The sequence below is a fragment of the Pseudomonas sp. GW823-FHT04A03 genome, from assembly GCF_058796615.1.
This window is the reverse complement of record NZ_JBXAIV010000005.1, coordinates 270,013-294,797: the sequence shown is the minus strand read 5'-3', so window position 1 is coordinate 294,797 and position 24,785 is coordinate 270,013. Positions and strand designations below refer to the sequence as shown.

23 protein-coding genes are annotated in these 24,785 nt (G+C 58.8%); 3 read left to right on the top strand and 20 right to left on the bottom strand.

The annotated features are described in order from the left end of the window. Positions 1-131: 131 nt before the first annotated feature. The gene (locus AC1Q9F_RS16230) at positions 132-389 is read left to right on the top strand and encodes a hypothetical protein (protein ID WP_085731368.1); all 258 of its coding nucleotides are present in this window, start codon (positions 132-134) and stop codon (positions 387-389) included. Continuing rightward, a complete protein-coding gene (locus tag AC1Q9F_RS16225) occupies positions 386-1,147 on the top strand; it encodes a Fic/DOC family protein (protein ID WP_492620227.1) in 762 nt (253 codons plus the stop codon). The genes AC1Q9F_RS16230 and AC1Q9F_RS16225 overlap by 4 nt, the downstream gene beginning before the upstream one ends. A 36-nt stretch (positions 1,148-1,183) precedes the next feature. Here the strand turns inward: AC1Q9F_RS16225 and AC1Q9F_RS16220 are convergent, their stop codons facing one another. Next, positions 1,184-1,567, bottom strand: a complete 384-nt coding sequence (locus AC1Q9F_RS16220) for an SCP2 sterol-binding domain-containing protein (RefSeq protein WP_492620228.1) — start codon at positions 1,565-1,567, stop codon at positions 1,184-1,186. Between the two features lie 586 nt (positions 1,568-2,153). Here AC1Q9F_RS16220 and AC1Q9F_RS16215 point away from each other — a divergent pair. Continuing rightward, positions 2,154-2,522: a DUF6124 family protein gene (locus AC1Q9F_RS16215; RefSeq protein WP_492620229.1), complete on the top strand. Its 369-nt coding sequence runs from the start codon at positions 2,154-2,156 to the stop codon at positions 2,520-2,522. 560 nt (positions 2,523-3,082) lie between these two features. On the opposite strand, the gene AC1Q9F_RS16210 is transcribed toward AC1Q9F_RS16215, so the two are convergent. From AC1Q9F_RS16210 to AC1Q9F_RS16120, 19 genes are all read right to left on the bottom strand, one after another. Next, positions 3,083-4,102: a hypothetical protein gene (locus tag AC1Q9F_RS16210; RefSeq protein ID WP_492620230.1), complete on the bottom strand. Its 1,020-nt coding sequence runs from the start codon at positions 4,100-4,102 to the stop codon at positions 3,083-3,085. A 34-nt stretch (positions 4,103-4,136) separates the two neighbouring features. Continuing rightward, entirely contained in the window at positions 4,137-4,892 is a 756-nt protein-coding gene (locus AC1Q9F_RS16205; protein ID WP_492620346.1) for a lysozyme inhibitor LprI family protein, read from the bottom strand. A 2-nt stretch (positions 4,893-4,894) separates the two neighbouring features. Next, the gene (locus tag AC1Q9F_RS16200) at positions 4,895-5,743 is read right to left on the bottom strand and encodes a tetratricopeptide repeat protein (protein ID WP_492620231.1); all 849 of its coding nucleotides are present in this window, start codon (positions 5,741-5,743) and stop codon (positions 4,895-4,897) included. Continuing rightward, positions 5,730-6,275 (bottom strand): hypothetical protein, encoded by a 546-nt coding sequence (locus AC1Q9F_RS16195; RefSeq protein ID WP_492620232.1) that lies wholly within the window; start codon positions 6,273-6,275, stop codon positions 5,730-5,732. The genes AC1Q9F_RS16200 and AC1Q9F_RS16195 overlap by 14 nt, the downstream gene beginning before the upstream one ends. Positions 6,276-6,279: 4 nt before the next feature. After that, positions 6,280-6,735 carry a hypothetical protein gene (locus AC1Q9F_RS16190; protein ID WP_492620347.1) on the bottom strand — a complete coding sequence of 152 codons (456 nt, stop codon included), beginning with the start codon at positions 6,733-6,735 and terminating at the stop codon, positions 6,280-6,282. 86 nt (positions 6,736-6,821) lie between these two features. After that, positions 6,822-7,334 carry a hypothetical protein gene (locus AC1Q9F_RS16185; RefSeq protein WP_256580563.1) on the bottom strand — a complete coding sequence of 171 codons (513 nt, stop codon included), beginning with the start codon at positions 7,332-7,334 and terminating at the stop codon, positions 6,822-6,824. After that, complete coding sequence (locus AC1Q9F_RS16180; protein ID WP_492620233.1) at positions 7,331-9,781, bottom strand: PEP-utilizing enzyme; 2,451 nt, start codon at positions 9,779-9,781, stop codon at positions 7,331-7,333. The genes AC1Q9F_RS16185 and AC1Q9F_RS16180 overlap by 4 nt, the downstream gene beginning before the upstream one ends. 9 nt (positions 9,782-9,790) lie before the next feature. Continuing rightward, positions 9,791-11,185, bottom strand: coding sequence for a TIGR01777 family oxidoreductase (locus AC1Q9F_RS16175; RefSeq protein WP_492620234.1), 1,395 nt, complete (start codon positions 11,183-11,185; stop codon positions 9,791-9,793). A gap of 76 nt (positions 11,186-11,261) precedes the next feature. Further along, positions 11,262-12,065 carry a hypothetical protein gene (locus AC1Q9F_RS16170; RefSeq protein ID WP_492620235.1) on the bottom strand — a complete coding sequence of 268 codons (804 nt, stop codon included), beginning with the start codon at positions 12,063-12,065 and terminating at the stop codon, positions 11,262-11,264. A gap of 71 nt (positions 12,066-12,136) precedes the next feature. Continuing rightward, positions 12,137-13,144 carry a DUF2515 family protein gene (locus tag AC1Q9F_RS16165; protein WP_011336580.1) on the bottom strand — a complete coding sequence of 336 codons (1,008 nt, stop codon included), beginning with the start codon at positions 13,142-13,144 and terminating at the stop codon, positions 12,137-12,139. After that, positions 13,141-15,378, bottom strand: a complete 2,238-nt coding sequence (locus tag AC1Q9F_RS16160) for a type VI secretion system Vgr family protein (RefSeq protein ID WP_492620236.1) — start codon at positions 15,376-15,378, stop codon at positions 13,141-13,143. The genes AC1Q9F_RS16165 and AC1Q9F_RS16160 overlap by 4 nt, the downstream gene beginning before the upstream one ends. A gap of 28 nt (positions 15,379-15,406) precedes the next feature. Then, positions 15,407-16,408 carry a serine/threonine-protein kinase gene (locus tag AC1Q9F_RS16155; RefSeq protein ID WP_492620237.1) on the bottom strand — a complete coding sequence of 334 codons (1,002 nt, stop codon included), beginning with the start codon at positions 16,406-16,408 and terminating at the stop codon, positions 15,407-15,409. Continuing rightward, the gene (locus tag AC1Q9F_RS16150) at positions 16,405-17,133 is read right to left on the bottom strand and encodes a PP2C family protein-serine/threonine phosphatase (protein ID WP_492620238.1); all 729 of its coding nucleotides are present in this window, start codon (positions 17,131-17,133) and stop codon (positions 16,405-16,407) included. The genes AC1Q9F_RS16155 and AC1Q9F_RS16150 overlap by 4 nt, the downstream gene beginning before the upstream one ends. Next, the gene (gene tssM / locus AC1Q9F_RS16145; protein WP_492620239.1) at positions 17,133-20,672 is read right to left on the bottom strand and encodes a type VI secretion system membrane subunit TssM; all 3,540 of its coding nucleotides are present in this window, start codon (positions 20,670-20,672) and stop codon (positions 17,133-17,135) included. Before tssM ends, AC1Q9F_RS16150 begins: the two co-directional genes overlap by 1 nt. A gap of 13 nt (positions 20,673-20,685) precedes the next feature. After that, complete coding sequence (icmH, locus tag AC1Q9F_RS16140; RefSeq protein WP_007954389.1) at positions 20,686-21,561, bottom strand: type IVB secretion system protein IcmH/DotU; 876 nt, start codon at positions 21,559-21,561, stop codon at positions 20,686-20,688. A 5-nt stretch (positions 21,562-21,566) separates the two neighbouring features. Beyond that, a complete protein-coding gene (gene tssK, locus AC1Q9F_RS16135; protein ID WP_011336586.1) occupies positions 21,567-22,898 on the bottom strand; it encodes a type VI secretion system baseplate subunit TssK in 1,332 nt (443 codons plus the stop codon). A gap of 2 nt (positions 22,899-22,900) precedes the next feature. Beyond that, the gene (gene tssJ, locus AC1Q9F_RS16130) at positions 22,901-23,401 is read right to left on the bottom strand and encodes a type VI secretion system lipoprotein TssJ (protein ID WP_011336587.1); all 501 of its coding nucleotides are present in this window, start codon (positions 23,399-23,401) and stop codon (positions 22,901-22,903) included. Positions 23,402-23,406: 5 nt separating this feature from the next. Then, on the bottom strand, positions 23,407-24,600 hold the full coding sequence (gene tagH, locus AC1Q9F_RS16125) for a type VI secretion system-associated FHA domain protein TagH (protein ID WP_492620240.1): 1,194 nt from the start codon (positions 24,598-24,600) through the stop codon (positions 23,407-23,409). Positions 24,601-24,618: 18 nt separating this feature from the next. After that, positions 24,619-24,759, bottom strand: a complete 141-nt coding sequence (locus AC1Q9F_RS16120; RefSeq protein WP_003229566.1) for a hypothetical protein — start codon at positions 24,757-24,759, stop codon at positions 24,619-24,621. Positions 24,760-24,785: the final 26 nt, after the last annotated feature.

Here is a 24,785-nt window from a genome sequence, read left to right as displayed (position 1 = left end):
CTTCGGAACGCCAACCAGGGCCTTTTTTGATTGCAGATATGGCCCTGGTTCCACCGATTTCGGTCACTTTGCCAGCAACGACAGCAAACTAGCGCCCTGCTATGATTTGACGGCAAACAGAGGAATTTCCGATGACCCAAACAGATGCTGTCAGCGTTGCAAGCGAAGTTCGCAAGCTAGCCAAAGACAACAAGGTTACGGCCAGACGTGACGGCATGAGTCGTATGGCCGTGGGGATTACTCGTTTGGCTGGCGATGTCGTCGAGCTGGATGGCATCGAACAGTTGCTCGTCAACCTCAAGAGAAAAGGCGTTCTGAGCAAATCCGAAATCCTTGCGCTCCAAGGGCGCTATCTTCAGGAAAGGCGCGCACAGAAACGTAGCGCATGACTTTCGATCCATTCGGCGACTTCGAGACGGCTGGATATCTTCAAAACTCGCTGCAACTGAAAGATCCCGTTGAAGTAAAAGAGTCAGAGCATCTTTCGTTCGAATTGAGTATCGAAGAGGCACTTGCCTATCTGGCCAAGAAAAAGCCCATCGATTACCAGACTGTACTCAATGTTCACGAAATCCTGTTCTCCGGCTTCTATCACTGGGCAGGAAAAGACCGGAACGAGCTTGTCCCCCATCTGGCGGTCTTCAAGGGCTCTTTCGACGACCCTCGCAGCACAGTCTTCGAGCGCCCGGACTCCATCAAAATGTCTGTCGACTATGCGCTCAAGCTCGCAGCAGACAAGAAACGCTTCAGAGACCATCCCGGTGGAGTGATGGGCCAGCTGGCTTTCGCACACCCCTTCCTGGACGGCAATGGACGCGCGATTCTATTGGTCTTCATGGAACTCTGTTATCGAGCCGGGTTCGCCATCGACTGGTCAAGGACAAGCAAAGACGACTACTTGCGGGCCCTCAGCGACGAGATCCGGGAGCCTCGCGAAAGGCATCTCGATAACTACCTCAACCCGTTCGTAGTCGACATATCCAGTCGTGACGAGTGGCCGGAGACCATCAGCGGCATCAGAGGCCTGGATGGTCTGGACAAGGAAGACATCACTTACGAGAAGCTGGACAACCCGAAAGTCCAGCAGATATACAAGACATACCGGGGCCAGCCACTGGATACCGAACCCCCTGAACCGGACAGCTGAAAACGCTGAACTGTGCCGGCAAGCTACCTGAAAGACCTATGCCTTCGGCTTGGCCTTCCACGGCTTCAAATACTTCATCAACCCCTGAAACCACATCACCAGCGCCGGGTTGCCCTTGAGCTGGATCGACTTATCCTGAATCCCCTGCATGAACGCCAACTGCTTGTTCTTCGCCTGCATCGTCGCAAACCCGAACGCCGCGTCTTTAAAGGCAATCGCAAACGCCGGCTCCGCCACCACCCCGGACTTGCTGGTAATGCGCTGGTCTTTCACCACGAAATGCCGCGCCACTTTCCCGTCCAGAGTCTGCAGCTGAAACACCAGATCCTTGTCACCCAACTGCTGCTGAAACGCAGGATTTGTCCGACTGGCCTTACCCATCAACAGACCCAGCATCCACAGAAGAAAACGAAATTTCATGCGCACAGCCTCAAAAGGAAAATGAACGGCCGGGGGAGTGTAAGGGATTCGGGCGGATTCGCCACTATCCAAGACTGATAGAAGACGATGCAGCGATTTTCCTGCCAGATGACTACCAAGTCACGATTTCCAGACCTCGAACCTGATCGTTCCCACGCTCTGCGTGGGAATGCATCCCGTGACGCTCCGCGTCACACCATCCCCCGTCCTACACCTGAAGAAACACATTCCTGTAGGAGCTGCCGAAGGCTGTGGTTTCTTGTTCCTCTACCCCGCAAATCCTTGGGAAATGTCCTTCAAACTACGGCGCTGTCCATGAACTAGGCGAGCTTGGGGTTCATCGATAACCTCTTTCCGTCACCGCAAAATCGGTGACTCGAACGTGCAGGTTCGGAATCGATGCACATCAGTTATAGCCATTCACCGAGTGTTTTCTTATGCTCGCGAATCGTTATGGCGGCTGTGTGTGGGAGATCTTCGGGTCTGCCGGGTTCATCGATTACCGGTCTTGCACACCTATACACAGCTGCCACCTCATTCGAAGTGCAAGCGAGAGGTTGTTAGCTCCATCAATCGGTAAATTCCAATGATCAAACCAACACCCAACCCTCCTGAAATCCCAGAAACCTCCCCCTACGAATCCCCCGATTCAAAGAAACTCCACGAAGCCGCCGAACGCGCCCTCGACCACCATTTCAAACCCACCGCCCCACGCCCCAAACGCCTGGGTGGCCTGTTCGCCCTCTGCCCCAACGCTGACGCCGAAGCCCTCATGGCCAACGCCTCCGAAGACCTCCTGTCCATCAGCGCCATCGCCGCCAACCTGGCCGACGACCTCGACGGCCCCCGCCGCTCGATGGCACTGGGCCTGAGCAGAATGGCGGACGGCGTGCGCTTGATGGTGGAAGGCACGCTCGATCACATTGAGTTTCGGGAGTATCAGACCAAGCCGTAGCTGAATCGCGGGCGGAAAAAAGGGGACGTTGAGTCCCCTTTTCTCATGATTTCGGGATCACCACTGGCAACCCGTCTCAGGTGAAAAATCTATCCCGAAATCTTCCTCGAATGAGTACTTCTTCCCAGACTTGTAGTTCGTGTAGACCATGCTGTAGACACGGGCACCCTGACTGACCATCTCATACTCACCTGTCAGAGCACCTTCGGAGACCTCCACCCAAGTCGTCGTGAATTCATAGGGTCGATCCTCTGCCAGGATTTCTTGCTCGGTGTTCCGATGCACAAGCGTAATAAATCGCTTGGACTGCCTATACCGGACACCCACCCCGCCCCATGTGGACACGGAGTCGTGATACGTCCTGAACTCAAAATTGATGTTCTTGCCTTCTAACGAACGAAAACAGCGAACCTCGGTTGTGAGTTCCCCATAGGCAGCTAATGGACAGAGCGATAGCGCAACCAAAGGCATCACAGACAAATACTTCAAACTGGTCGCTCCTTAAGCGGTAGGTGATAACCACAAAACTGCATGGCAACCGTTCAGATGATTACGAAGCGCTAGAGCGAAGAGTCCAAAACCTCTTCAAGCCCCCAGCACGCCCCTCGAACAAACCGATACTCGAAGACATAATCGGTATCCGGTTTCTGCAGGATGGCGACGGCGTGATCACGCTGCTCTTCCTTGACGGTCAACGTCAGGCCTTGTGCCTCTCGCTTCGCCAGATCCGGAATGATCGGGAACTTGAGCTGATCGCCGCTGAGGCTGCTTTTTTGCATTTCGGGCTCGGGATCACCGGCCACGGTCGTGACCATTTTCAGCGGCTGCTGGACGAATGCTTTCTGCACATCTATGCGTTCAGAGAAAGCTGAGAGGAACGTTGAGAAGTCGGATGAGGGACACGCAGCACTGGTCACGTCACCGTCGGTCTTTAACGCTTTCTGGCGGATCTCCTGTTGCAGTTTCGAATCGGCAATGATCTTTGCATCAAGGTCTGCCAGACGCTTTTTGATACTCGCTGCATCCTTGTAGGCACACACGACATCGACACCGTTTTCAAGGTCTCGACCGTCGCGACAGTCCTGCAATTCGGGGTCTGGCGGGTCACCTCGGAAAAACCGCAAAGACAACTGCTCACCCTGCCTGATGAGCGGCAATTCCAGCGTCCAATAGGTGTAGCCTTCAAAGTTACTGTATGACTCTTTTAGCTTCGTGAGCACGTACAGGGATTTCCCCGCTCGCTCAGGAAATTTGCGTTCAAAGAAAAACACCGACGCGATTTCATCACCCATGAGCGGCGCCACAAACGAGAGTTCCGGCTTCGTGGCACTCATCGTCGTGTAAAAAACCTCGCCACCGGGAACGTAGGCGCCTGTCGTCTGCCCCTTGAGCGTGTTCTTCAAGAACAACACGGTGATCTTCTGCTCGCCCACCGATGCCACCACCGGCGGATGCATTTGCTTGATGGTTTGCAGGTCATCAGCTGCTGCCGGTTGTGCTGTAAAACCGATGATCGATACGAGCATGCACACACAACTTGAGAACCGGGTCACTTCCATTACTTCCTTGTTGATCGACAAATTGATCAATCTTCAAAAACCAGCGCGAGTGGCCTCACGATGATTCAGGTGCACCGCATTTCAGCTCTTTGATCTGCTCGTTCTGAATCGGAATCACATAGGCGAGGCGCTTTTCGCCGGTAGGACGTAGATCTGTCAGGCTAAGCGTCACGTGCAAACCGTCGTCCGCAAATACGTGATCTTCAAACCCGGCATAGCTATAACCCGACCTGAACGACTTACCGTCAAAACTGCAAAAGCGCTTGGACGCCAACACCCTCCAATTACCCTCTGGCGCAAGGATTTGCACATCGAGGCACGGACTACCAAACGTGGTGACGTAACGAGCAACAACATCACCAAAGCGTTGAGAAGCAGAGTTGGAAACCTTGGCGACATCGACCACTTCACTCGGACCATCCGGTGCGACGGCGTCCAGATAAGCGGCTCGCTCCAGACTCATTCTGGCGATGCAGTTATTGGTCAGCGTGGTGTATGCCTTGGATCCGGTTTCAGTCTCTATGGCTTCTAGAGGGCATGTGGTGTCGCGCAACTTGATCCACGCGCGTTGCGAGTCTCTGGCCATGGCCATGTATGCCTTCGCTTGTTCTGGCTGACGCTTCCATTGAGACTCGAATCGAGTCATCAATAGTTTGTAGCTGGCATTGAGTTTTGCATCGGCACTCTTGCGGTCGGCTTCCACACATTCGTCGTATTGCCAGCTCACAGTGATGACTTTGCAAGTGTCCTCAGCGAGCGCGATTGAAGCGGACAGCAGGCCTAAGGACAACGCAATAAAGCGCACAAATATGTTCAATGTTTCATTCCCTGAATGACGGATCGCTCAACTACACGTTGAGGTATTTTCTGCGCCTTGCCGTTGGCGCTCATCGCGTCGCGGTACTGGCTGTAATAACGCTGCGCTTCGTCTTTGCGATCAAGGCGCCAGAGAGAATCGGCGATGTTCAACATCAGTACTGTGCGTTTTCCGACGGCCTCAACGCCGCGATAAAACTTCAACGCAAGTTCATCGTTACCGCCCTCGGCCAGGTAAAAACCCCAGTCGTTGAACGCTTGAACATTACGTGCCGGTGGATGGCACGCCATGTAGGAATCCGGACTTAGAAAGTTCAGGTTCGATTCGATCGATTGTGCGCGGGACTGCGCTGACTTGATGCCCACGACATACTTCAACAAGTTCTTTGGAGACTCGGTCTCCAGGGCGGGTGTGAACACTTCGCCGTCTTCGGAAACCCACTGATTGCCCAACCACTTGCCGAGACAAAAGCGAGGAGAACGCTCAGCCAGCACGCAACCTGTTTCCATTGAAATCACATCGCAATGCTGTTGCGAATGCAGCGTTTCTTTACCGTCCTCCTCCGTCAACATCCCGAAGACCACCGGGTCGAGCAATAGAGTTTTCTTGTCAGGACTGAGCCACTCCGGATGTGAATCGGCGCCAATATCGACGCCAAAGAGCGGAAAGGTTTTCCCATTGGCGGTGAACCACGCAGTCGCCGAATCCACACCAGGCATCGTCCATTCTGTAGCCCGAAATGACACCGTGTTCCCGTTGACGCCGACTATTGGCGGGTCCTCGGCAAAGGCGCTCATAGCTCCGAAAAGACAGCCGATCATCAATACCCACTTAAGGCTGCCCATAGTCGATCCTTTTCACCGAGGGGCTTTCCGACTGCAGCTGCCTCTTCGTCACGCCATAAACCTTGATCAGTTCTTCCCAGGAACCCTTCGAACCAAATGAGCGCTGGGCATTATCGAAGCTGTATTGCTCCAATCGCCCCGCCGTCGAGTAATAGCCGCGCCATTCAGGACAGGCACCGCAACCGCCGTAGCCACCTATCGAAACAAGACTGCCCTTGGTGCCTTTCACACAATCCATCGCCACGACAACATTACTCAGCATCTTCGCTTTCTTACCGTCAGACGTGAGCTGTGAAACCTTGTCGATATTGCGCCGCAACACTTTGCTGCCAATGTTGATCGTCTGATCGGAGCAGACCGGGATGAGGTGCGTTTCTTCGTCATCCACCGTCACCGATCGGCAGGTCGAAACCATCACCACTTCAACACCGCCACATTGCATGACATCGCGTTGGGTGTAGGCGTCCTTGGGAGCGGCGAAAGCTGGAAGCGAGAGCAGCAGCGAAAGGCTGCCCGCGAGTAGTCGGTTCATCCACTCATTCCTCATCAATTGACGGCGATTCCACGTCGGTCATGCCAAGCAGCCGGAACTCGTTGTTCACAAATTCGTAGTACCGATCCCGGTTACGGTTTTCCAGGCGGTTTCCCTGGGCGTCTTCTTCGCCATCGAGCGTGACGCCTGAAATGATGATCAAGCGACTATCGGGCAAATACGTCGTGTCGAAAGTGCTGCCGTCATAGGCATTCGGAAGACCGCCAACTACATCACCGGTCTGGGCGTCCAGCACTTCGCCGCAAATGGCGCCGCCGCCACAGCCGAACCTGTACAGGATGTAATGGCCGGCGAAGTTGACCTTGCCTTGCAGGATCTTCGCCCGGGTGCTGTCCATGACCGGGTTGCTTTGTTCCTGCTGCACCGGTTCATGGTTGGGGCCGCTGAAAACGGGGGTGACGGCGTAATCCTTGAAGTCGGGACCGGCGGCGAATGCCATGGAATTGGCAGCTGACAGCAAGCTGCCGAGAACAATCGAAAATCCTTTCAAGTACTAACTCCATAACTGCAGTGAAAACCGTTGGCTTACTCGGACTGACCTTCATAACGCTGTGTCTGCGGGTTGAATTGCCATAGATGACGCCGAGTCAATGCGTCTTTTCCCATGTAACTGATCTGGTCGCGCTTATCCCTGACGTAGGAATAGATTGCGATGTCTTTGAAGTCTCCGCCGTTCTTGGGCGGACCATCCAAGACCTTCACTCTGGCGAAATAATCTCCACCGACATGCTTCAAGTAACCATGGCACTGGATCAGGAAGGCGAAGGTTGAGTCACCCGCTGATCCGCGACTTGAGTAGGAGGTGAAAATGAAGTCTTCCTGACCGTCGTCATTGAGATCACCGCGGTACACAACCTTGCCGTACTCCACAGAAAATTGGTCCTTGTGGAGGCCGGAAAGTATGTCGTCAGGCTTGTTATCTCGACTCTCTGACCACTGAGAGAGAAAGTGCTTGGTATCAGACTCGGAATTGCACACATCCATCGCCATGCTCGCCATCGGCAACCAGGCCATACACATCAACGACAGTCGTTTCACTTCACATCCTTCGAATTCATCAATTCCAATTCACCATCCCGATACAACACTTCGCACCCGATCCACGCCAGATCCACCTGCGGCATCACCGCCGAAGGCTTGCGCAGTTCCCGCAACAACGTCGAACCATGCGACAACCGCCCACCCATCCGCGCAATCACTGCCCGCGCTGCCTGATAGTGCGCGTGACGCCCGGGATCGAGGGTGTCTTCCAGCAAGATGTCTTCGCCAAGAATGCCGCGCACCTGCCCCGGGTAAATCATGAACCCGGTGGCCTGTTCGGCACCTTCGCGGCCGTCCTGCCAGAAGCTGCCGTCGCGCGTGCGGATGTCCGGGTGCGGTGCAAACCAGTGTTCGCGATCCACCAAAGGCATGGCGTGATGCAGGCGGAAGAAGATGCGCATAAGGTTGTCGCGATACCACTCGCGCACTTGCAGGTAGTAACCACGCAGGCCCGGCAGGCCGGTTGAATGCGCGAGGCGAATCAGCCCTGACCATTGCGGGAAGGCCTGTAAGGGCAGCGCGTTCGACGCGGGTCGAGGTGTGGCCGGATCGGTCTCCCACGGCAGCCGATGAGGGCTGTTTTCCAGGTTGTCGTAAGCGGTGGGTGGTCGGCCCAGCCAGTCCCCGCCGCTGCTGGCCAGCGCCGTGGCGATGCACAGATTGCCCTGCACCACGAACACATAAAACCGCGTGAACCAGTCGGCCAGTTGCTGACCGTCAGCACCTTGGGCGACGAGGTCGGTCAGCTCCCGGTCGAAGCGCTGCAAGCCATGTTCAAGGCTCAGCAAATGTCCGCGTGCGATACGCTGCATGCGCAGGAACAACGGCAGCGAACGCAACATCCGCAGTGGTCGCCACGGCAGATGCGGGGTCGCACCGCCGACTTCACCGGCATAGTTGCTGGCGCTGATGCCCCAGTCGGCCAACCGTGCGAGAAACAGGTCGTTGTTGATGTAGGACGCGCCGCCAAATACAGCCGTGAACGGTTCGTTGTCCTGCAACACCCGCGCATCCCAACGGGCCATGATCGCCGGAATGCTCGCAGCGGCCCGGCGCTGGGCGTACTCCACCAGCACACTGGGTTGCGGCGGCAGGATCTCGGCGATGTTGGCGGCCGTCAGGTGTCGGCGCCAGCCGTAATCGCTGATCGGCCGGTATTGCAGCAGCCACAGTTGCGTACCGTCCCAGGCCCATTCGACATCGCCGGGCACGTAGTGGAACACCCGCAAGATGTCCTGGAGAAAGCGCCACAGCACGTCTTCGGTCAAACCGTGGGCGGCCGTGAACGTGCCGCTGCGCCAGGCATCGCCGAGCCGCGAAAGCGTCGCTCGGTCCGGGCTGATCTGGCCGTCGGCAAGGGACTCAAGATGACCTTCAACCCATTCGAGTTCCACCGACAGATGACGCACAAACGCGATGCCCGACACCTGCGGCGTGATGAAGCGCTGCACCACCACTTCCTCGACACCTTCGGCAGTCAGCGCGGCAATGCGCGCCGGCACGTTGGCGGCCGGCTCGTGCAGATAGGTCGTGCTCAAACCCGCATTCGCCGAGTCGGCCTGATCTTCGCCGTAACTGGAGGAACGCACCGCCCAGGTCGCCTGTGGTTGGCTGGCGAGGAAGGTCGGTAGTCGCGGGTCGTTGCAATCGTTGAGTGTCAGCGCCGCCGGCACCGCTTGCCGGGCCAGTTCCGCCAGACGCAAACGCCCGCCCTTGGTGTGCGCGACGAAGCCGCGCTCGCCCGACTCCAGCCACTGCGCAAACTGCGCGGGCGCGTCGATCCACGGGTAATGGCCCCAACCGGGTTTCAGGCTGATGGTCAGATCTGCGCGCGCAAGAATCGCCGACCATGCCGCCGCTTGCTCGATGCCGAGCACCTTGTCCTGATCGCCCCAGACCAGCTCGACCGGGTCGGTGATCCACTCCAGCAATGGCAGCGCGGTGTCGGCACGGATCAGATCCCAGTGCGGCACAAACGCACGGCAACGCGCATAACCGGCGCCCATGCGCTGATACTGCGCGGGCGTCCAGGTCTGGTTGGAGAACTTGCGCGCAAACAGCGTGGGTTTGTTCGACAGTAGCCAATGAATGGACCTGCGGATTGGCAGCGGTGACATCAGCGCCGGCAATCGGCGCTGCCACAAAAAGGCGCCCACCGGCGCCAGCAAAACACTGCGAGAAAAGTGCCCGGGCCGACGTTGCAGCGCATGCAGCACCAGCAACGCGTTGACCCCGACGGCCATGATCGCGCTGCCCTTTTGCGTCATCGCCAACAAGGTCTGCGCATAAGCCGCCAGATCCTCGCAGGGCGGCTGCGGGTTGGCGCCGAAGCCCGGCAGCTCCAGCGGCACCACGTCGTAACGCTGAAAATGCGGCAGCGCGTCATCCCACCAATTGGCGGCGCTGCCGTTGCCGGCCAACAGGTACATCAGGGGCTTGCTCATGGGCGATCCTCAGGCCAGATCGCGCAGCGCGGCGTCGAGGGTCGGATAGCGGAACGTGTAGCCCGCCTCGCTCAAACGCTGCGGCGCTACACGCTGACCGTCGAAGAACAACTGAGCCATCTCCCCGGCCAACGCACGCACCGGCGCGGCTGGAATGTGGAACCACACAGGGCGCTTGAGGACCTTGCCAACGTTCTCGGCGAACGCTGCCTGACTGACCGTTTCCGGCGCGACCATGTTGTAGGTGCCGCGCAAATTTTCATCGTGGAATGATCGAGCGATTACCTGAATCACATCGTCGCGGTGCACCCAGCTCATGATCTGCTGACCGTCGCCCATGCGACCGCCGAAACCCAGACGGAACGGGATCAGCAATGGCAACAACGCACCGCCCGGCCCGAACACCACGCCGAGGCGCAGCACCACCTGGCGCACGCCAAACTGCGTCGCGGGTTGCGCCGAAGCCTCCCAACGTGCACAGAGCTCGGCCATGAAACCGTCACCCTTGCTGGCCTGTTCATCGAGGCATTCGCTGGCATCGCGCACGCCGTAGAAACCTATGGCCGAGGCCTGAATCCACAGCGCCGGCTTGTGGCTTGTGTGCTTCAGCCAAGTCATCAAGGCTTCAGTGGTATCGACTCGACTGGCGAGCAGTTGCGCTTGACGCTCGGGGCTCCAGCGCGGGCCGGCGACCGGTGCGCCGGCGAGGTTGATCACCACGTCGAAGGGTTCGTCGCGGCCAAGTTCGCTCAACGACCGCACACAGCGGACGCGACCGTCGAACAGGTTTGCCGCTTTCAACGGATCCCGCGCCAACACGCTGACCGTATGACCGGCGTCGAGTAATTGATTGACTACGGCTTCACCGATAAACCCGGTGCCCCCGGTGATCAGCACACGTTTGTAGGCGCCGCCGGCAAAGGGGTTGGACTTGCTCACGGTTCTTTTTGGTGGGGATTTCCGACGATCATGGCGCAGCAACCAGATCAGCGGCGGCAACAGCACCAGCAGCGCGAAACCGTCGAGCCACAGATGCGACCAGACCTGTTTTTGCGCTGAAAGCCACATGTCCTGCGGCGCCCATAACAGCACGCCAGCCAACAACCACCCCCAAATTGCGGGAGCTTTAAGACGGTTGCCGAGGTGCACCAACGCGAGCATGTACAGCGAATAACTTTGCAGCGTCGCGCCGAACAGTGCGAGCCACCACACCTGCTGCTCGTGACCGGCGGCAGGAACCGCATCGGCGCCCCAGAATGCGAGTTCGAGGGTATGAAGATAGCCGTCGAGTAATCCGGAATGACCGGCCCAGGTCAACGTGAGGCCGGCGAGCACATGCACGATCGCGGCGGCATACAGCCAAAGCACCATCGCGGGGCGAAGAGAGAAAGAGGGGGCTGGCATTCCGGGTCCTGAGCGCGTTCCTTGAGGGCGGGGAGTTTAAAGGAGACAGGAAGAATACAGCCCGTCTCCTTCCAACTTACTTCAATGCTTTGATGGTTGGATCTTGATAGCTTGAGTCAATTTCAATACCCGCCTTTTCCGCCTTGTCTTCTCGGGACTTCCGAATAGCAGCATATTCTTTCATCTTGGCTGGCAGCAGCTCTTTCCAACGCTTTTTATCTTCAGCCTCGGTGAAAGCAGCACTCCAGTATTCACGCTCGGTGGTGAAGCTCAAACTTACCAAATACGTTCCGCGCTCATCAGGAGCATCATCAGAGTCTCGCCGCCATGCTTGCAACGTAAGATGATTGCCATCCTTATAAAAATGCCAATTGTAGAATTTACCGACTTTCAACCATCGCTCATGATCCAGATTATAGTTCGGATCCAGCCACGGATGACTTAATACGCTATCACCCATGACTTCATCAGCTGAATTAATCTTGCCAATTTGACTACCGGAAATTCTAGGATCAGAAGGTGCGTAATAGTGTACCCAGCCCGCCTTCTTTATATCTTTTATGAGATCGTATAGAAACGCTCGATACTCATCATGCTTGCTTCCATCCAGGAGACTCCGAACTGATAAGTCGAGGTTCTCCACAGTAGTGCCTACCTCACCATCTACTGCAGTACTGACACTCGCAACCTGGTCTAGACGCAGAGATTTATTCACCTCGACTGATGGAAGGTCTTCATCACCGAATGACTTTTTAACTTTATACCAGCACATATCCACATCAGAAATGCACTCTTTTGAAAAAGACACAGGAGAACTAGAAAGTAGATTGCTTATCTCCTCACCAATCTCAACACTGATTAACTGGGTTTTGTTTGCCATGGAAACAGTCCCTACTTTGTCTGAGTCACCGCATGCAGCGAGCAATAAAAAAAACAACAACCCGTAAAATTTCATTTTCGGCTTTTCCAGGTAGAAATCGTCTCTATTTGCTGCTCCATATAATCTTTCTTTTGTCCCATCATTTTATGGTATTGCTTTGCAATTTCCAGAATAAACTCCATTCGATCAGACTCGTTAAACAAGTCCCCTTTAGTCATCTGAACCCGCAACTCCTTATTATTTACATCGCAGGCAGAACTGAAAGAAGCAACCCGCAACGGTACAAACGGTGCACCCTCAGCGGCAGCTTGTGTCTGCAGAACTTTCTGAAACAAAAAGCCGTTATAGATAAGCGGTTGAAGAATTCTTCTTTGTTCATGATCAGCAATTGCCAATAGTGATTGCTGTTGAATATTTCGTTTCGCAACCGGATCAGATGTCGTCTCGGATTTTTTTATAAGGTTGAAGCCTGCAGTGATGTCAGGAGTCAGTCCCAGATTTTTCAGAACAGGTAGTGCTTTATCCGCCCAAGGCAACTCATCGATATTCATCTGAACTTGCGCATCGCAGCTCTTCGCGTTTCGCTTCGGGGCACAGTCATTAAATTGCTCCGGATATTTTTTATAGAACCAATGCCAGACAAAAATATCCTGAAACAGCCAAAAGTTGCCCATGCCGAGGCCATTTTTGCCTATTTTGTAGGGGATCTGAAATGGCAACGGCACTATGCCTGTCAGGTACGGTTCCGAAGGAATGTAATCGAGACCACACATGACTTGCTTGCTCGCGAAAGCTGCCAATCCCATCCAGTAAAAGCGTCCCTTCAAGTCAGGTTTGCCGTCCTCACCACGCTCTAGGTAAAACTCAGCATAGGCTGCTGCAATGCGCGCGGCTCGTGCGCTGAAGTCACCCACCAATACCATTTTGCTCGACGAAGAAAACCAGCTCTTTTCTGAGACACTCAGTCGGCTGATAGCCTCTTGCTGCCCCATCGTCCACAGCTTGTCGCATTTCAACGTGATGTCTTGAACGGAGCAGCTTTGGTTATTGGTTTTGAATGTAGCAACGGGTGCGCTCATTTATTTCTACTCGCTTCGTAATCGTCGGAGCCTTCCGGCACGATGAGTTCGTCCCACATCAGATGGACCTCAGCGGTTTCCTCGCTGTCAGTCACCACACGCGGATGCAGACCATCTGTGTTGCTTTTGGAGATTTTAGGAGCGACCGACGAAGGGACAATAATCGCTGCCTTCACAGACTTTATGGGTTGACCGAGCCCGGTCACAAAACGGATTTGTTCGTCATACTTCGGACTATTGGCAGTACCGGACTTCAGTGTGTTCCCCGCCCTAGCCTGATCCGCAATCAGCGGAATGACCGGTGCCAGAATGCCAATTCCCGTACCGCTTCCCGCCGAGCCTCCGGCATTGATCTTCACCACCGGCCCAACCACCGTCACACCACCGCCATCGAGCTTGATAAAGCTCCCACCGCCCAGAATCGTCAGTTCGGTGCCGGCCTCAATCACCATCTTGTCGCCAGACTTCAGGTGGATCTCTTTCCCCACACTGGTCAACTGGGCGGTACCGAGTTTGATGTGCTGGCTTTCTCCTACCGTCAGGTGATCGTCGGCTTTCGCTTCGATCTTGCGGTCGCTAATGGTGGTGCGATGTTCTTCAGCCTTCAGCTCGGTGTAGCTGTTCTTCACCACGGTGTCGTGACGTTCATTCCCGACCCGAATCTTCTGGTCGTGCTCAACGTTTTCATCCCAGTCGCGCTGGGCGTGGATGAAGATTTGTTCGGCGCCTTTTTTGTCTTCGATGCGCAGTTCGTTGTAGCCACCGCCGCCCGGGGAGCTGAGGGTTTTGAAGACGCTGCGGGTTTTGTTCGCCGGCAGGGCGTAGGGCACCGGGTTTTCCTTGTGGTACAGGCAGCCGGTGACGAGGGGCTGGTCGGGGTCGCCTTCGAGGAAGGTGACGAGGACTTCCATGCCGATGCGCGGGATGGAGATGGCGCCGTAGCGGTCGCCGGCCCAGGAGCTGGAGACGCGCAGCCAGCAGCTGGTTTTGTCGTCGGCCAGGCCTTCGCGGTCCCAGTGGAATTGCACCTTGATGCGGCCGTACTGGTCGCAGTGGATTTCTTCGCCTTTGGGGCCGGTGACCATGGCGGACTGGCTGCCGAGGACGCGGGGTTTCGGGTGTTCGAGGGCGGGGCGGTAGAACACGTCCCACGGGGTGGCGAGGAAGGTGTTGCGGTAGCCCTGGTGGAAGTCGTCCTTGTTGTCGGTGGTGTCGCTGGTCACCGATTCTTCGAGGACTTGCGGCTGTTTGCCTTCGTGGAAGATTTCGGTGAGCAGCCACAAGTCGTTCCACTCGCTGCGCGGGTGGTCGGACATTTCCATGAAGTGGCCGCTGACCAGTTTCGTCTGGTCGCCGCGACCTTCGGCCTGACGGTAGTCGGCGCGATGGCGTTCGAGGGCGCGCTGGCTGAGGAATTTGCCGCGGGCGCGGTCGATGAAGCGGCCGGGGTAGTCGTAGTCTTCCAGATCCGGTTCGGCGTCTTTGCTATCAAGAGCGCCGTCCGGTTTGTACGCCGCTTCCATTTGCAGGCGTGGCTTTTCGAAATCGTAGTCACGGCGGGTGGTGCGGCTGGTGCGGGTTTCCAGACGCAGCTTGAAGCCTTTGATCACCGGTTCTTCGGCGACCATGCCGCTGCCCTGTACGTACGCGGTCGGTTGGCCGAGGTTCGGGAACACGGTCTGGTCGTCACCGAACACCAGCAGATGGCCTTTCTGGCTGTGCTGGAAGTGGTAGTGAATGCCTTCCTCTTCGCACAGACGCTGGACGAAGTGCAGATCGGTTTCGTCGTACTGCACGCAGTAGTCGCGATCCGGGCACGGCTGGCTCAGCTGGAAACTGTAGGCGTTGCCCTTGATGCCGTGCTCGTCGAGGATCAGCGCGATGATTTTCGGCGCCGACATCTGCTGGTATATGCGCTGGTTGGTGCGGTGATGCAGGTATTGCAGCTGCGGCACCAAGGAGACTTTGTAGCGAGTCAGGCGCTTGCCGGCATCGCCCTGGGCAACGCGGTAGATCTGGCCGTGGATGCCCGAGCCTTGTGGATCGAGGGCGAGGAAGGCCTGTTTGTGCAGAAGTTTTTCCAGGTCCAGGTCCGGGTTTTCGCTGACCAGTTCCAGGTCGAAGCGAAACGGCTGGCTGATGCCTTCGGTGCCGGTGAACGACAGCACTTGCAGGTCGCCTACGTAATCTTCAACGGTCAGGCTGAAGTGCGTTTCGTTAGCTGGATTGAACATAGTGTGCTCCCTGTTCGAATGTCATCCGTTACGCCCGCAGTCGCAAACGCTGCAACCAGGACGAAGTGGCGCCCAAGGCGTCACGCAATTGGTCGGCAGTAATGGTGCGCTCTGCCGCGTCAAAGGCCAGCGCGGTGCGCAGCGCTGGCCAGCAGTGTGTTGGCAGATTTGCCGGGGCTTGCAGTTCGCGATCCAGGTGTTCGTCACGGGCCTGAGTCGACGGCAAGCGGCGGAACGGGTGTTTGCCGCCCGCCAGTTCATAGATCACGCAGGCCACGCCGTACACGTCCGCGCTGGCCGACAGCGGTTGTCCCTCAAGCAGTTCGGGGGCGGCGTAGCCCGGGGTCCAGGCGTTGAAGCGCTCGCGACTCAGGTGCGGCAGGCCAGGCAGGACGCCCTCCTCGGCTTGCCCGAGACCGAAGTCGAACAGGCGCACGCCGTCTTCGCAGAGCATGACGTTGCTCGGTTTCATGTCACCGTGCAGCACGCCGCGACGGTGGGCGTAGGCCAGCGCGTCGAGCAACGGCAGCGCGATGTCGCGCAGTTCTTTCCACGGCAGGCCCAGCGGCCGCTCGCAGAGCAGTTTGTCCAGGGTCAGGCCACGCATGAGTTCCATGGTGATGAAGGCCCGCTGGCAATCGGTGTCGACTTCGAACGTGTGCGGTCGCAGCACGTTGTCGTGACGCAGGCGTCGGGTCAGGGCGAACTCGCTGTAGAGCAAGGCACTGGCGTCCGGCGACTCGGCAAATTCTTCGCTGAGGATTTTCAGCGCAATGTAAGGATCGGGATCGCCGAACTGTTCGTGCAGCAGATCCCGTGCCCGGTAAACCGCACCCATGCCACCGGCCCCGAGCAGACGCTCGAGGTGGTAGCGGCCTGCCAGAACATCCGGCAGTTCGCCGACGCTGGCCCGTGTAGGCGCCAGCGCGGGTTCGGCGTTGTGCTGCTTTGCAAAAGCGAAATAGGTCAGGTTGTTGGCCTGCTCTTCGCTCATCAGCAAGTCGTCGACTGAGGATTCGATTTCAGTCATTGGCGGATCACCACGGCAGTCAGATTGTCGCGAGCGGCGCCCCGCAGGGCGCCGTCGAACAGACGTTCCAGCGCCACATGCGGCGCCGCCAGGCTGAGGGCGTTGCCGAGGGCATCGCTGCTCAGGCCTTGATACAAACCATCGCTGCACAGCAGGAACACATCGCCCGGATAGACTTCGAGTTCCAGCACATCCAGGGTCAGTTGTTCCGCCGCACCCACCGCCCGGGTCAAGGCCTGGGCTGCCGGGTGCGCCGCAGCCTGTTCGACGCTCATCTGTTGCTCGTCGATCAGTTGCTGCTGCAGCGAATGATCCTTCGACAGCTGATACAACCGCTGCCCGCGCCACAGGTAGCAACGGCTGTCGCCGGCCCAGATGCAGGCCGCGCGATTGCCGTCCACCAGCAGCGCCACGACGGTGCTGCCCATGATGCTGTCGTGACGCCCGGCGGTGACGGTCAACTCTTGCCCCAGGCGCCGGTTCAGCCAGTGCAGGCACTGGCGGATGGCTTTGAGGCGTTTGTCGAAGTCTTCGTGCTGCGGCAGTTCAGCCAGGCTGGCGACGATCAACTGGCTGGCGATGTCGCCACCCTGATGACCGCCCATGCCGTCCGCGACCACCCACAGCCCATGCTGCGGGGTGTCGAGGAAGGCATCTTCGTTGCGCGACCGCACCTTGCCCGGGTCGGTTCGCGCCGCGCTGCGCCAGGGACTGGCCACCAGCATCAGAGCTGCACCGGCATACGGAAGGTGCGCATCACGCCCATGTCGAACGGGTTCGGCGTGCGCTGGCTGGTCAGCAGGTAGTTGGCGCGCAGGCCACCCACATCGGCTTTCAGCACCAGCACGTCGCGACCGGTCAGGTACTCGGTCTGCATCAGGTCGAACAGACGGAACAGCGACCACGGGCCGGAGTTCTTCTCGATGCCGATCGGGCGCCCGGCCATCTTGTCCATGACCAGACTGGTGCGGCCGTCTTCAGCATCGGTCGGCCACTTGAAGGTCATTGGCAGGATCGGACCGTGGCGGTATTCCATGGTCTTGTCGCCGAACTTGAACTCGGAACGGCTGACCGCCGGATCGAGGGTGTACGGCTCCAGCTTGAACTGCACGGTCGGTTCGGCCGGGTTGATCGAGAAGAAGCTCTGACGAATGTTCAGTGCCGCCGCCATCTGGTCTAGGAAGACCTTGGACACCGGCAGGCTGCGACCGTCGATGCTGCGCATCCGGTAGTTGCCCGGATCACCGCTGACGAACGGACGCATGTAGTTGTCGAAGAAGCGGTCGATGGTGCCTTGAGCCCGGAAGAACTCGCGGAAATCACTGATCGCCACGTCGCTGGTGCTCGACGCACTGAACGGGTAACGCTTGCTGATGGTTTTGCCATACACGCTGTACAGCTCGTTCTGATAACGGCCGTTCAGGTATTGGTAGGCATCGTTGAGCACCAGGCGCCACGAGTCTTCGGCCAGCACGTTGAACCACACGCTCAGCGGACGCGGCAGACGACCCGACGCATTGCGCAGGTTGGTCAGCGCATCACGCTGACCGCTCATGCGGGTCTTGGCCAGTTCGAACGCGGCCTGCTCCGGCGTGCTGGAACGGGCAAGGCCCGCCAGTTGCAGTTGCAGGTCGTTGAGCGCGGTGAATGCCGGGGTCAGGTCAGCAGCCGGGCCGTTGTTGTCGTCGAGCAGCTTGTGCAGCGGCTCGAAGCGACGTTGCAGGGACTTCTTGGCGGTGTCCGGCAGGTTCTTCGCCACGTTCATGGTCGAAGCCTTGTCCGCAACAGCGGAAGCGAGTTTGCCGACCTTGCCCAGTTTGCCCTTCTGCCCCGCCAACGCATCGGCGGCGTCACCGGCTTCATCCACCGGCTCAGGAGCAGCAGGGAAGCGGGTGTTCTCGCGCACTTCGGTCAGCAGCGCCAGCACCGGCGAGTTGGCCGAAGTCAGGCCCGCCAGTTGTTCGGCGCCTTCACCGGCATCACTGATAGGCGGCAGCGCCACCTGGCCAACGGCCTCGCTCCAGTAGTTGGCGTAGTCGCGGAAGTACAGTTGCTCCAGCTCGACCATCAGGCGACGCAGATCCATGTCGCTGATGCCCGCCCCTTCGCCCAGTACCCAGTTGTCACGCAGGATGTCGGTGACCAGCGCCGAACCCTGTACCGAGAAATACTGCTGATAACCGGTCTGGGTGTAGAAGCCCGGAATCACGTATTCGGTGCCGATGAACAGCGAGCCCTGCGGCCCGAGGTGCTGGCTGAAACGGTAATCCGGCAGGTTGCGAGCCTGCTCGCGGAGCATGCGGTAAACCACGGTCGCCAGCGATTCGCTGCGCAGCACCTGACGCGCCTGGGTCACCAGTTGCTCGTTGAGCGGATAGATAAACGGCTGCTGCAGCAGACGCTCAAGGTGCGTGTTCAGACCGTTCTGCACCGCAGTGTTTCCGGTGTAGCGCTGCGACCAGTCAGCCGCGATCCAGTCCTTGAGCCACGCCGCGTCACGACGATCCTTCATGTTCAGCATCAGGTACGCGCGCAGGCTGTTGATCAGCTTTTCGCGGTCCTTCATGTTGGCGCGGATCTGGCTTTCGAGCAGGGTGGCAACGCGTGGCAGCAGTTGCTTTTCAAGCTCGCGCTCGTAAGCTTCCTTGACCACTGGACTGACGTCCTGGCCTTGATACAGACCGACACGCTCGTGGTAAGACACGTCACTCTTGTTCGGGAACACCCGGGTGGCGGCGTAGCTGGTGTCGAGGGTTTTCAGCGCGCCCATCGCGTCATCGCGTGGCGACAGCGCCGTGCGTTGCTGGGTCCAGTTCTGCGCCAGGTTGCGCAGGTTTTCCAGACGCTCGTAGTTGGCCGAGAAACCGCCGGCCCAGAGCATGCCAAACAGCACCAGCGCGCCCAGTGCACCGACGTACAACGCACGCTGGCCCCAATGGATGCGGCTGCGCTCGCGCTTATCCAGACCGGCCAGATCGGCCTCCGGGAAAATCACCCGGCTGAGCAGGTGATGGATGAAACGCGAACGACCGCTGCGCAGCGTCGGCAACACGCCGGCGCTCATGCCCAGACTCGCGCCGATACCGGCGGTGGTCGAATCCATTTCGTGGGTCAGGTGCGGTGCGCTGGTCAGGTAGAACCCACGCAGTTGCGTCGCACGCTGGTAGCGGTTGCCGGTGAACGCCATGTCGACGAACAGGCACAGGCGCTCGCCGATCTGGCCCATCTGGTGCGGGAAGTCGAGGATGCGGCCACGGCGCTGGGTGTCGCGCTCGGAGTGCATGCGCATGATCACCTGGCTGTTGAGACGACGCAGCAGCTCTTCGAACTCGCCGCGCAGCACAGCCACGTCGGTGCCGACCTGATCCTTGCGGAAACTGGTACCCAGCACCTGATCGCTTTCTTCGCGGGTCAATTGGTCGAAGAACTCGTCGAAGCCCAGCAGCTTGTCAGCCTTGCTCAGCACCAGATACACCGGCACATCGACGTGCAGCTTCTGATAGACGTCTTGCAGACGCGCACGCACCTGGCGAGCCAGGGTGTCGATGTCCTGCTCGCTGCCACTGGTCAGGGTTTCCACCGGAATGGTCACCAGCACGCCGTTCAGCGGTCGGCCGCGACGACGCTTGCGCAGCAGTTCCAGCAAGGTGGTCCAGGCGCTGCCGTCGACTTCCGAATCCGGCTGTGTCAGGTAGCGTCCGGCGGTGTCGATCAGTACACCGTGATCGGCGAAGTACCAATCGCAATGACGGGTGCCGTGGGTGTCGCGGGTCAGCTTGCGGTCGATCTTGTTGATCGGGAATTCCAGCCCGGAGAAGTCCAGCAGGCTGGTCTTGCCGCTGGCCTGCGGGCCGATCAGCAAGTACCACGGCAGGTCACTGCGCCAGCGCTCGCTGCGGCCGCGATACAGGCTCGAAGTCTTGAGGGTTTTCAGGGCGTCCTTGAAACGCTCCTTCAACTCTTTCTGCTCTTCTTCGATCAGATCGTCACGACGGATACGGTCCTGGCCGTCTTCGGTTTCTTCGACGGCTTTCTTGCGGATACCGGCGCGCCAGCTGACGAAGACCATGGTCAGGCCCCAGATCAGGAACAGCACGCTGATGGTCAGCAACCGGGAGGTCGAGCCTTCCCAGAACTTGTAGTCATCCACCGCCAACAGCGGGCCGACGAACCACACCAGCAGCGCCACAAACAGCACCAGCAGCAGGGTCCAGACCCAGGTCTGGCGCAGGAAGGCGCCGACTTTCTTGAAAAACTTTTTCATCACACGTCCCTGTTTACGGCTGCGACTGCGGCTGGACCGCGGCCGGATCAAGCGGCTGATAAGGTTGCAGAACGGTGTCGCGCTGCTCGCCCAAGACCCAGGCGAAGCCCGAATACATCATCACCAGGCAGACGAAAGTGAACAGCACCACCATCCACGCCGGCACGATGCGCACCAGGTTGCGGCGCTGATCGTTGAGGCCTTCCCACTGCGGCGACAACTCACGCGGCACGTCGCCACGCAACTGACGGATCTGCCGGTACAGGGCGTCGCGGATGCCTTCGAGTTCCAGCATGCCGCGCGCCTGCACGCGGTACTTGCCCTCGAAACCGAGGGACAGGCACAGGTACATCAGCTCCAGCATCGGCAGGTGCTTGACCGGGTTTTTCGACAGCCGATCGAGCAGCTGGAAGAACTTCTCGCCACCGAAGGTTTCGTTGTGGAAGCTGCTGAGCAGGCTCATCTGCGACCACTCGCTTTCGTTGCCCCAAGGCGTGGTCACGACGGCTTCGTCGACCACGGTGCAGAGCACGTAACGGGCAGCCATCACCTGGCTGCTTTCGGCGCCGTTGTGCAGGGCGCGCACTTCAAACAGCTTGAGCCCGGCGGTCAGACGCTCGTTGAGCGCGTAGAGATCTTCGCGGGTTTCGCTGTGCTTGAGGCGCACCACTTCCGACAGCAGTTCGGACGACGCCGCCACCAGCGAATTGAGGCTGATGTTGAAGGCCTCCGCCGGGCGCAGGCGCGCGGCGTAGATCATCCGTTCTTCTAGTTGTTCGAAGCGCGGTGGCGCAGCGAAGTCGGTCAGCGGACTCGCCGCCGGGCCATGGCCCTGACGGTCGAGCAGGACGGTTTTGTCGTCCTGGTTGTGTTCCATGTCCTTGATCATGTCGGTCAGTTCCTGATGGCCCAGAATTTCAGTTCAAGCTCGGCGAATTCGCCGGACACGTGGAACGCGAAGCCGCCGGAGCGCTCGAGTTGCGCCAGGTCTTCGGAACTGAGTTCGAGGATGAAATAGGTTTTGTTGGAGTGGAACGCGATCTGCCGCGGGGCCACCGGCAACGGTTTGACCTTGATCCCCGGCAGGTGCAGGTTGACCAGTTGGCGGATGCGCTCCACCGGGCCGACCTTGAGGTGCGCAGGCAAGCGGTTGCGCAGTTCTTCGGAGTCGCAGTTGGCACTGGCTGCCAGCACGAACGACGCCGAGCCCAGCAGTTTGTGGTCGTGCAACGGCGACACGATGATCCCGTACTGACGCGCTTGCAGGATCAGTTCGATGGCGTGCTGTTCCAGCACCATCGACAGCACCTGACGGATCGACTCCATCAGTTTGCGGAAACTCGCACCCTGGTCGGCGTGGGAGTAACGGCTGTCCAGGCGCGGTCGTTTGCTGTCGCTGGAGAAGGTCGCCAGATCGCCGAGCATGGTCAGCAGCGTGCGGTACAACTCTTCCGGGTGAACCTGCTCCAGGCCCAGGTAGTGGCGCAGCAGCAGTTCGGTGCGGTTGATCAGTTGCAGCATCATGAAGTCGCCGATCTCCGCGCCGCCGACCTTGCCGTTCGAACGAATCCGCTCGGCAATGGTGTCGCCCCGGTGACCGAGCATGCTGATCACTTCTTTCAGGCACGACAGCAGGTAGCTGGAGGCGTGGGCCTGAATGTAGGTAGGCACGAAGTCCGGGTCGAGACTGATCACGCCGTCCGGCGTGGTATCGAGCACGTCGCAGATCTTCAGCTTCACGTAAGCCTGGTCGCTCTGCTGCTCGCCGAGCAACAGCTTGAAGTCCGGGCGGCCGCAACTGACCTGGCTGGCGGAATCGTCACCGGCGTTGGAGTCGGCGACTTCGGCGTCATACGCGGTGTAGCGCGCCAGCACATCGGACTGCTCCGGGCGACGGGCCTCGATGTGGTTACCGGTGACCAGCGGCAGCGCCAGGTAGATCGGCATGTTGCCGGTGTTCGGCGGCACGTCCAGCGCCAGCGGTTCGGTGTTGCCGCCGAGTTCGAACAGACTGCCGTCCGGCAGGATCCCCGAGGCTTCACTGATCACCAGTTTGCCCATGTTGAGGAACTGCAAGTCGATCTCAAGGTTCAGGAAACCCCAGGTGTAGCCGCCCAGCAACTGCGTGCGGGTCTTCATCTGGTGATCGTAGTAGCGGTCGTTGTGCTGGAAGTGCTGCGGACGCAGCAGCATGCCTTCCTGCCAGATGACTTTATGGGTATTCATGATCAGTCATCCGCCTTGGCGAGCACTTCGTTGGTCTTGCGGATACCGGCCTGATCCAGGGTCAGATCGGCTTCGGTGACTTCCAGCGGCGTGATCGGGAACGTGTGGCGCCATTTGGTTTCCGGCAGGTCGCGGTAGGCGGCGAGGATGCCGATGAAGCGGCTGCCCTCCTCCACGCTGAGTTTCAGCTCCACGGTTTCACCCGGGCGCAGTTCGAGTTCTTCGCTGGCCACCAGATCCGGGTTGAGGGATTCCTTGGCGCGCTCGTAGAGGCTGAAGAAATCGGCGTTCTCAAACGTCACCGGGTGCTTGAGTTCGAACAGGCGCACCACGATCGGCGACGGGCGCCCGTTGAGGTCCGGGTTCAGCTGATCGCTACCGGTCAACTTCAGGTTGATCTTGGTCACTTTCGAATACGGCGACAGCGACGAGCAACCGGCGAGCAGCACCAACAGGGTGAGCGCGGTCAGCGTCTTGAAAAAAGCGGTCGAGCGGCGAGACATGCGCATCATCCTTGGTGGTCGGTGTGGAGGGTGGAGATCAGGCGGATCTGTTCTTCGTAGGCCTGGGCGAAGTCGCGGGCCAGCAGGCGCTCGCTCCAGTCGTCGTCCTGACGCAGCGCATGGTGGTAACGGTTGAACGCTCTCCAGCGCCCGCCAGCGGTGGCGAGCAACGGCTTGTTGTCGCGCTCGAAACGCAGGGTCAGTTGCTCCGGCGAGAAATGCTCCAGAGTGCCGCGCACCGCTGCGCGGCTGGCGGTCAGCAGCGCCACCTGATGCGCCTGCAAGTCGCGGAACGCACGGGAGATCGCCTGCTCGGCCGGCAAGTGGCCCGGCTTGTTCGGCTGCAACAGGATGTCCAGCGCTTCGCTCGGGTCGACGGCGAATTTCAGCGGATTCTTGTTGGTGCCTTGCACGGTGGTCTGGGCCAGACGCAACTCGTTCTTCAGCTCGGAACGGGTGCGCAGGCTCTGTTGCAGACCGCCGACGCTCTGGCGCAGCAGACGTGCAGCATTCAGCGCCAGGGCTTCACGCTCGTCGTGGCTGAGGTTCTTCACGTTCACGCCGAGGGCCGCGCCGAATTTATCCCAGAAGGTTTCGCTCTGACGCTCGACCACTTTCGGTGCCGGTGCTGGCTCAGGTGTGGGCTCGACGATCAGCTCCGGCACCATCAGGCTTTCCATGTCGATGCGCGCGTAATCGGCGCGCTGACGGGAGTCTTCAGGGTCGGTGACCGGTGCGAGCATTTCCTCGAATTCCGAGTACACGCGCTCCTGCTGCTCCAGCGACTTCAGCGGGTCGAGGTCGAGGAACGCGTCGTCCGGAATGATGCTGCCGGCGGCACGTGGCAGGCCGACTTCACCGTCGAACGTCGCCGGGTCGCGCACCAGGCGCGCGCGAATCTCGAAGTCGCCCAACACGTAGGTGCTGCCGTGCTCGATGCGCACCGGTTCGCCCTTGTGCAGGCGTGCGCCGCTGTCACCGTCCTGAACACCGTTGCTGCTGGTGTCGGTCAGGAAAAAGGTGCCCTCGCGATAGCTGACGATCGCGTGATGATTGGACAAGTGACGCTTGCGGTCAGGGATGATCCAGTCGCAGTCCTCGCCCCGCCCGATCACGCCACCGGCCTGTTTGAAGGTCCGCTGGCACAGCTCGGTGGGCACGAACTGCTTGGTGTTCAGCATTTCGAAAACCAATTCCATGTTTGATGCTCCTTGCGGTCACTTGCCGCGATTGACCGCCTGCGGATCACCCAACGGGCGGTAATCGTTATCGTTGAATTTGTAATTGCCGCTGCAACCGCCGAGGCCGCATAGAACGACGAGGGTCAGCAGGACAGCGTGCCAGTGACGAACAGACATCAGAGGGTCTCCAGGTGTAGACAAAG

Bases quoted from the DNA above. Each gene is read 5' to 3' on its own strand.
- AC1Q9F_RS16170 (WP_492620235.1), bottom strand. From the start codon at position 12,065: ATGGCAAACAAAACCCAGTTAATCAGTGTTGAGATTGGTGAGGAGATA.
- AC1Q9F_RS16200 (WP_492620231.1), bottom strand. From the start codon at position 5,743: ATGGGCAGCCTTAAGTGGGTATTGATGATCGGCTGTCTTTTCGGAGCT.
- AC1Q9F_RS16120 (WP_003229566.1), bottom strand. From the start codon at position 24,759: ATGTCTGTTCGTCACTGGCACGCTGTCCTGCTGACCCTCGTCGTTCTA.
- tssJ (WP_011336587.1), bottom strand. From the start codon at position 23,401: ATGTCTCGCCGCTCGACCGCTTTTTTCAAGACGCTGACCGCGCTCACC.
- AC1Q9F_RS16190 (WP_492620347.1), bottom strand. From the start codon at position 6,735: ATGGCATTCGCCGCCGGTCCCGACTTCAAGGATTACGCCGTCACCCCC.
- AC1Q9F_RS16165 (WP_011336580.1), bottom strand. From the start codon at position 13,144: ATGAGCGCACCCGTTGCTACATTCAAAACCAATAACCAAAGCTGCTCC.
- AC1Q9F_RS16150 (WP_492620238.1), bottom strand. From the start codon at position 17,133: ATGCTGGTGGCCAGTCCCTGGCGCAGCGCGGCGCGAACCGACCCGGGC.
- AC1Q9F_RS16220 (WP_492620228.1), bottom strand. From the start codon at position 1,567: ATGAAATTTCGTTTTCTTCTGTGGATGCTGGGTCTGTTGATGGGTAAG.
- AC1Q9F_RS16230 (WP_085731368.1), top strand. From the start codon at position 132: ATGACCCAAACAGATGCTGTCAGCGTTGCAAGCGAAGTTCGCAAGCTA.
- AC1Q9F_RS16215 (WP_492620229.1), top strand. From the start codon at position 2,154: ATGATCAAACCAACACCCAACCCTCCTGAAATCCCAGAAACCTCCCCC.
- AC1Q9F_RS16225 (WP_492620227.1), top strand. From the start codon at position 386: ATGACTTTCGATCCATTCGGCGACTTCGAGACGGCTGGATATCTTCAA.
- tagH (WP_492620240.1), bottom strand. From the start codon at position 24,600: ATGGAATTGGTTTTCGAAATGCTGAACACCAAGCAGTTCGTGCCCACC.
- icmH (WP_007954389.1), bottom strand. From the start codon at position 21,561: ATGATCAAGGACATGGAACACAACCAGGACGACAAAACCGTCCTGCTC.
- AC1Q9F_RS16175 (WP_492620234.1), bottom strand. From the start codon at position 11,185: ATGCCAGCCCCCTCTTTCTCTCTTCGCCCCGCGATGGTGCTTTGGCTG.
- tssK (WP_011336586.1), bottom strand. From the start codon at position 22,898: ATGAATACCCATAAAGTCATCTGGCAGGAAGGCATGCTGCTGCGTCCG.
- AC1Q9F_RS16155 (WP_492620237.1), bottom strand. From the start codon at position 16,408: ATGACTGAAATCGAATCCTCAGTCGACGACTTGCTGATGAGCGAAGAG.
- AC1Q9F_RS16160 (WP_492620236.1), bottom strand. From the start codon at position 15,378: ATGTTCAATCCAGCTAACGAAACGCACTTCAGCCTGACCGTTGAAGAT.
- AC1Q9F_RS16180 (WP_492620233.1), bottom strand. From the start codon at position 9,781: ATGAGCAAGCCCCTGATGTACCTGTTGGCCGGCAACGGCAGCGCCGCC.
- tssM (WP_492620239.1), bottom strand. From the start codon at position 20,672: ATGAAAAAGTTTTTCAAGAAAGTCGGCGCCTTCCTGCGCCAGACCTGG.
- AC1Q9F_RS16195 (WP_492620232.1), bottom strand. From the start codon at position 6,275: ATGAACCGACTACTCGCGGGCAGCCTTTCGCTGCTGCTCTCGCTTCCA.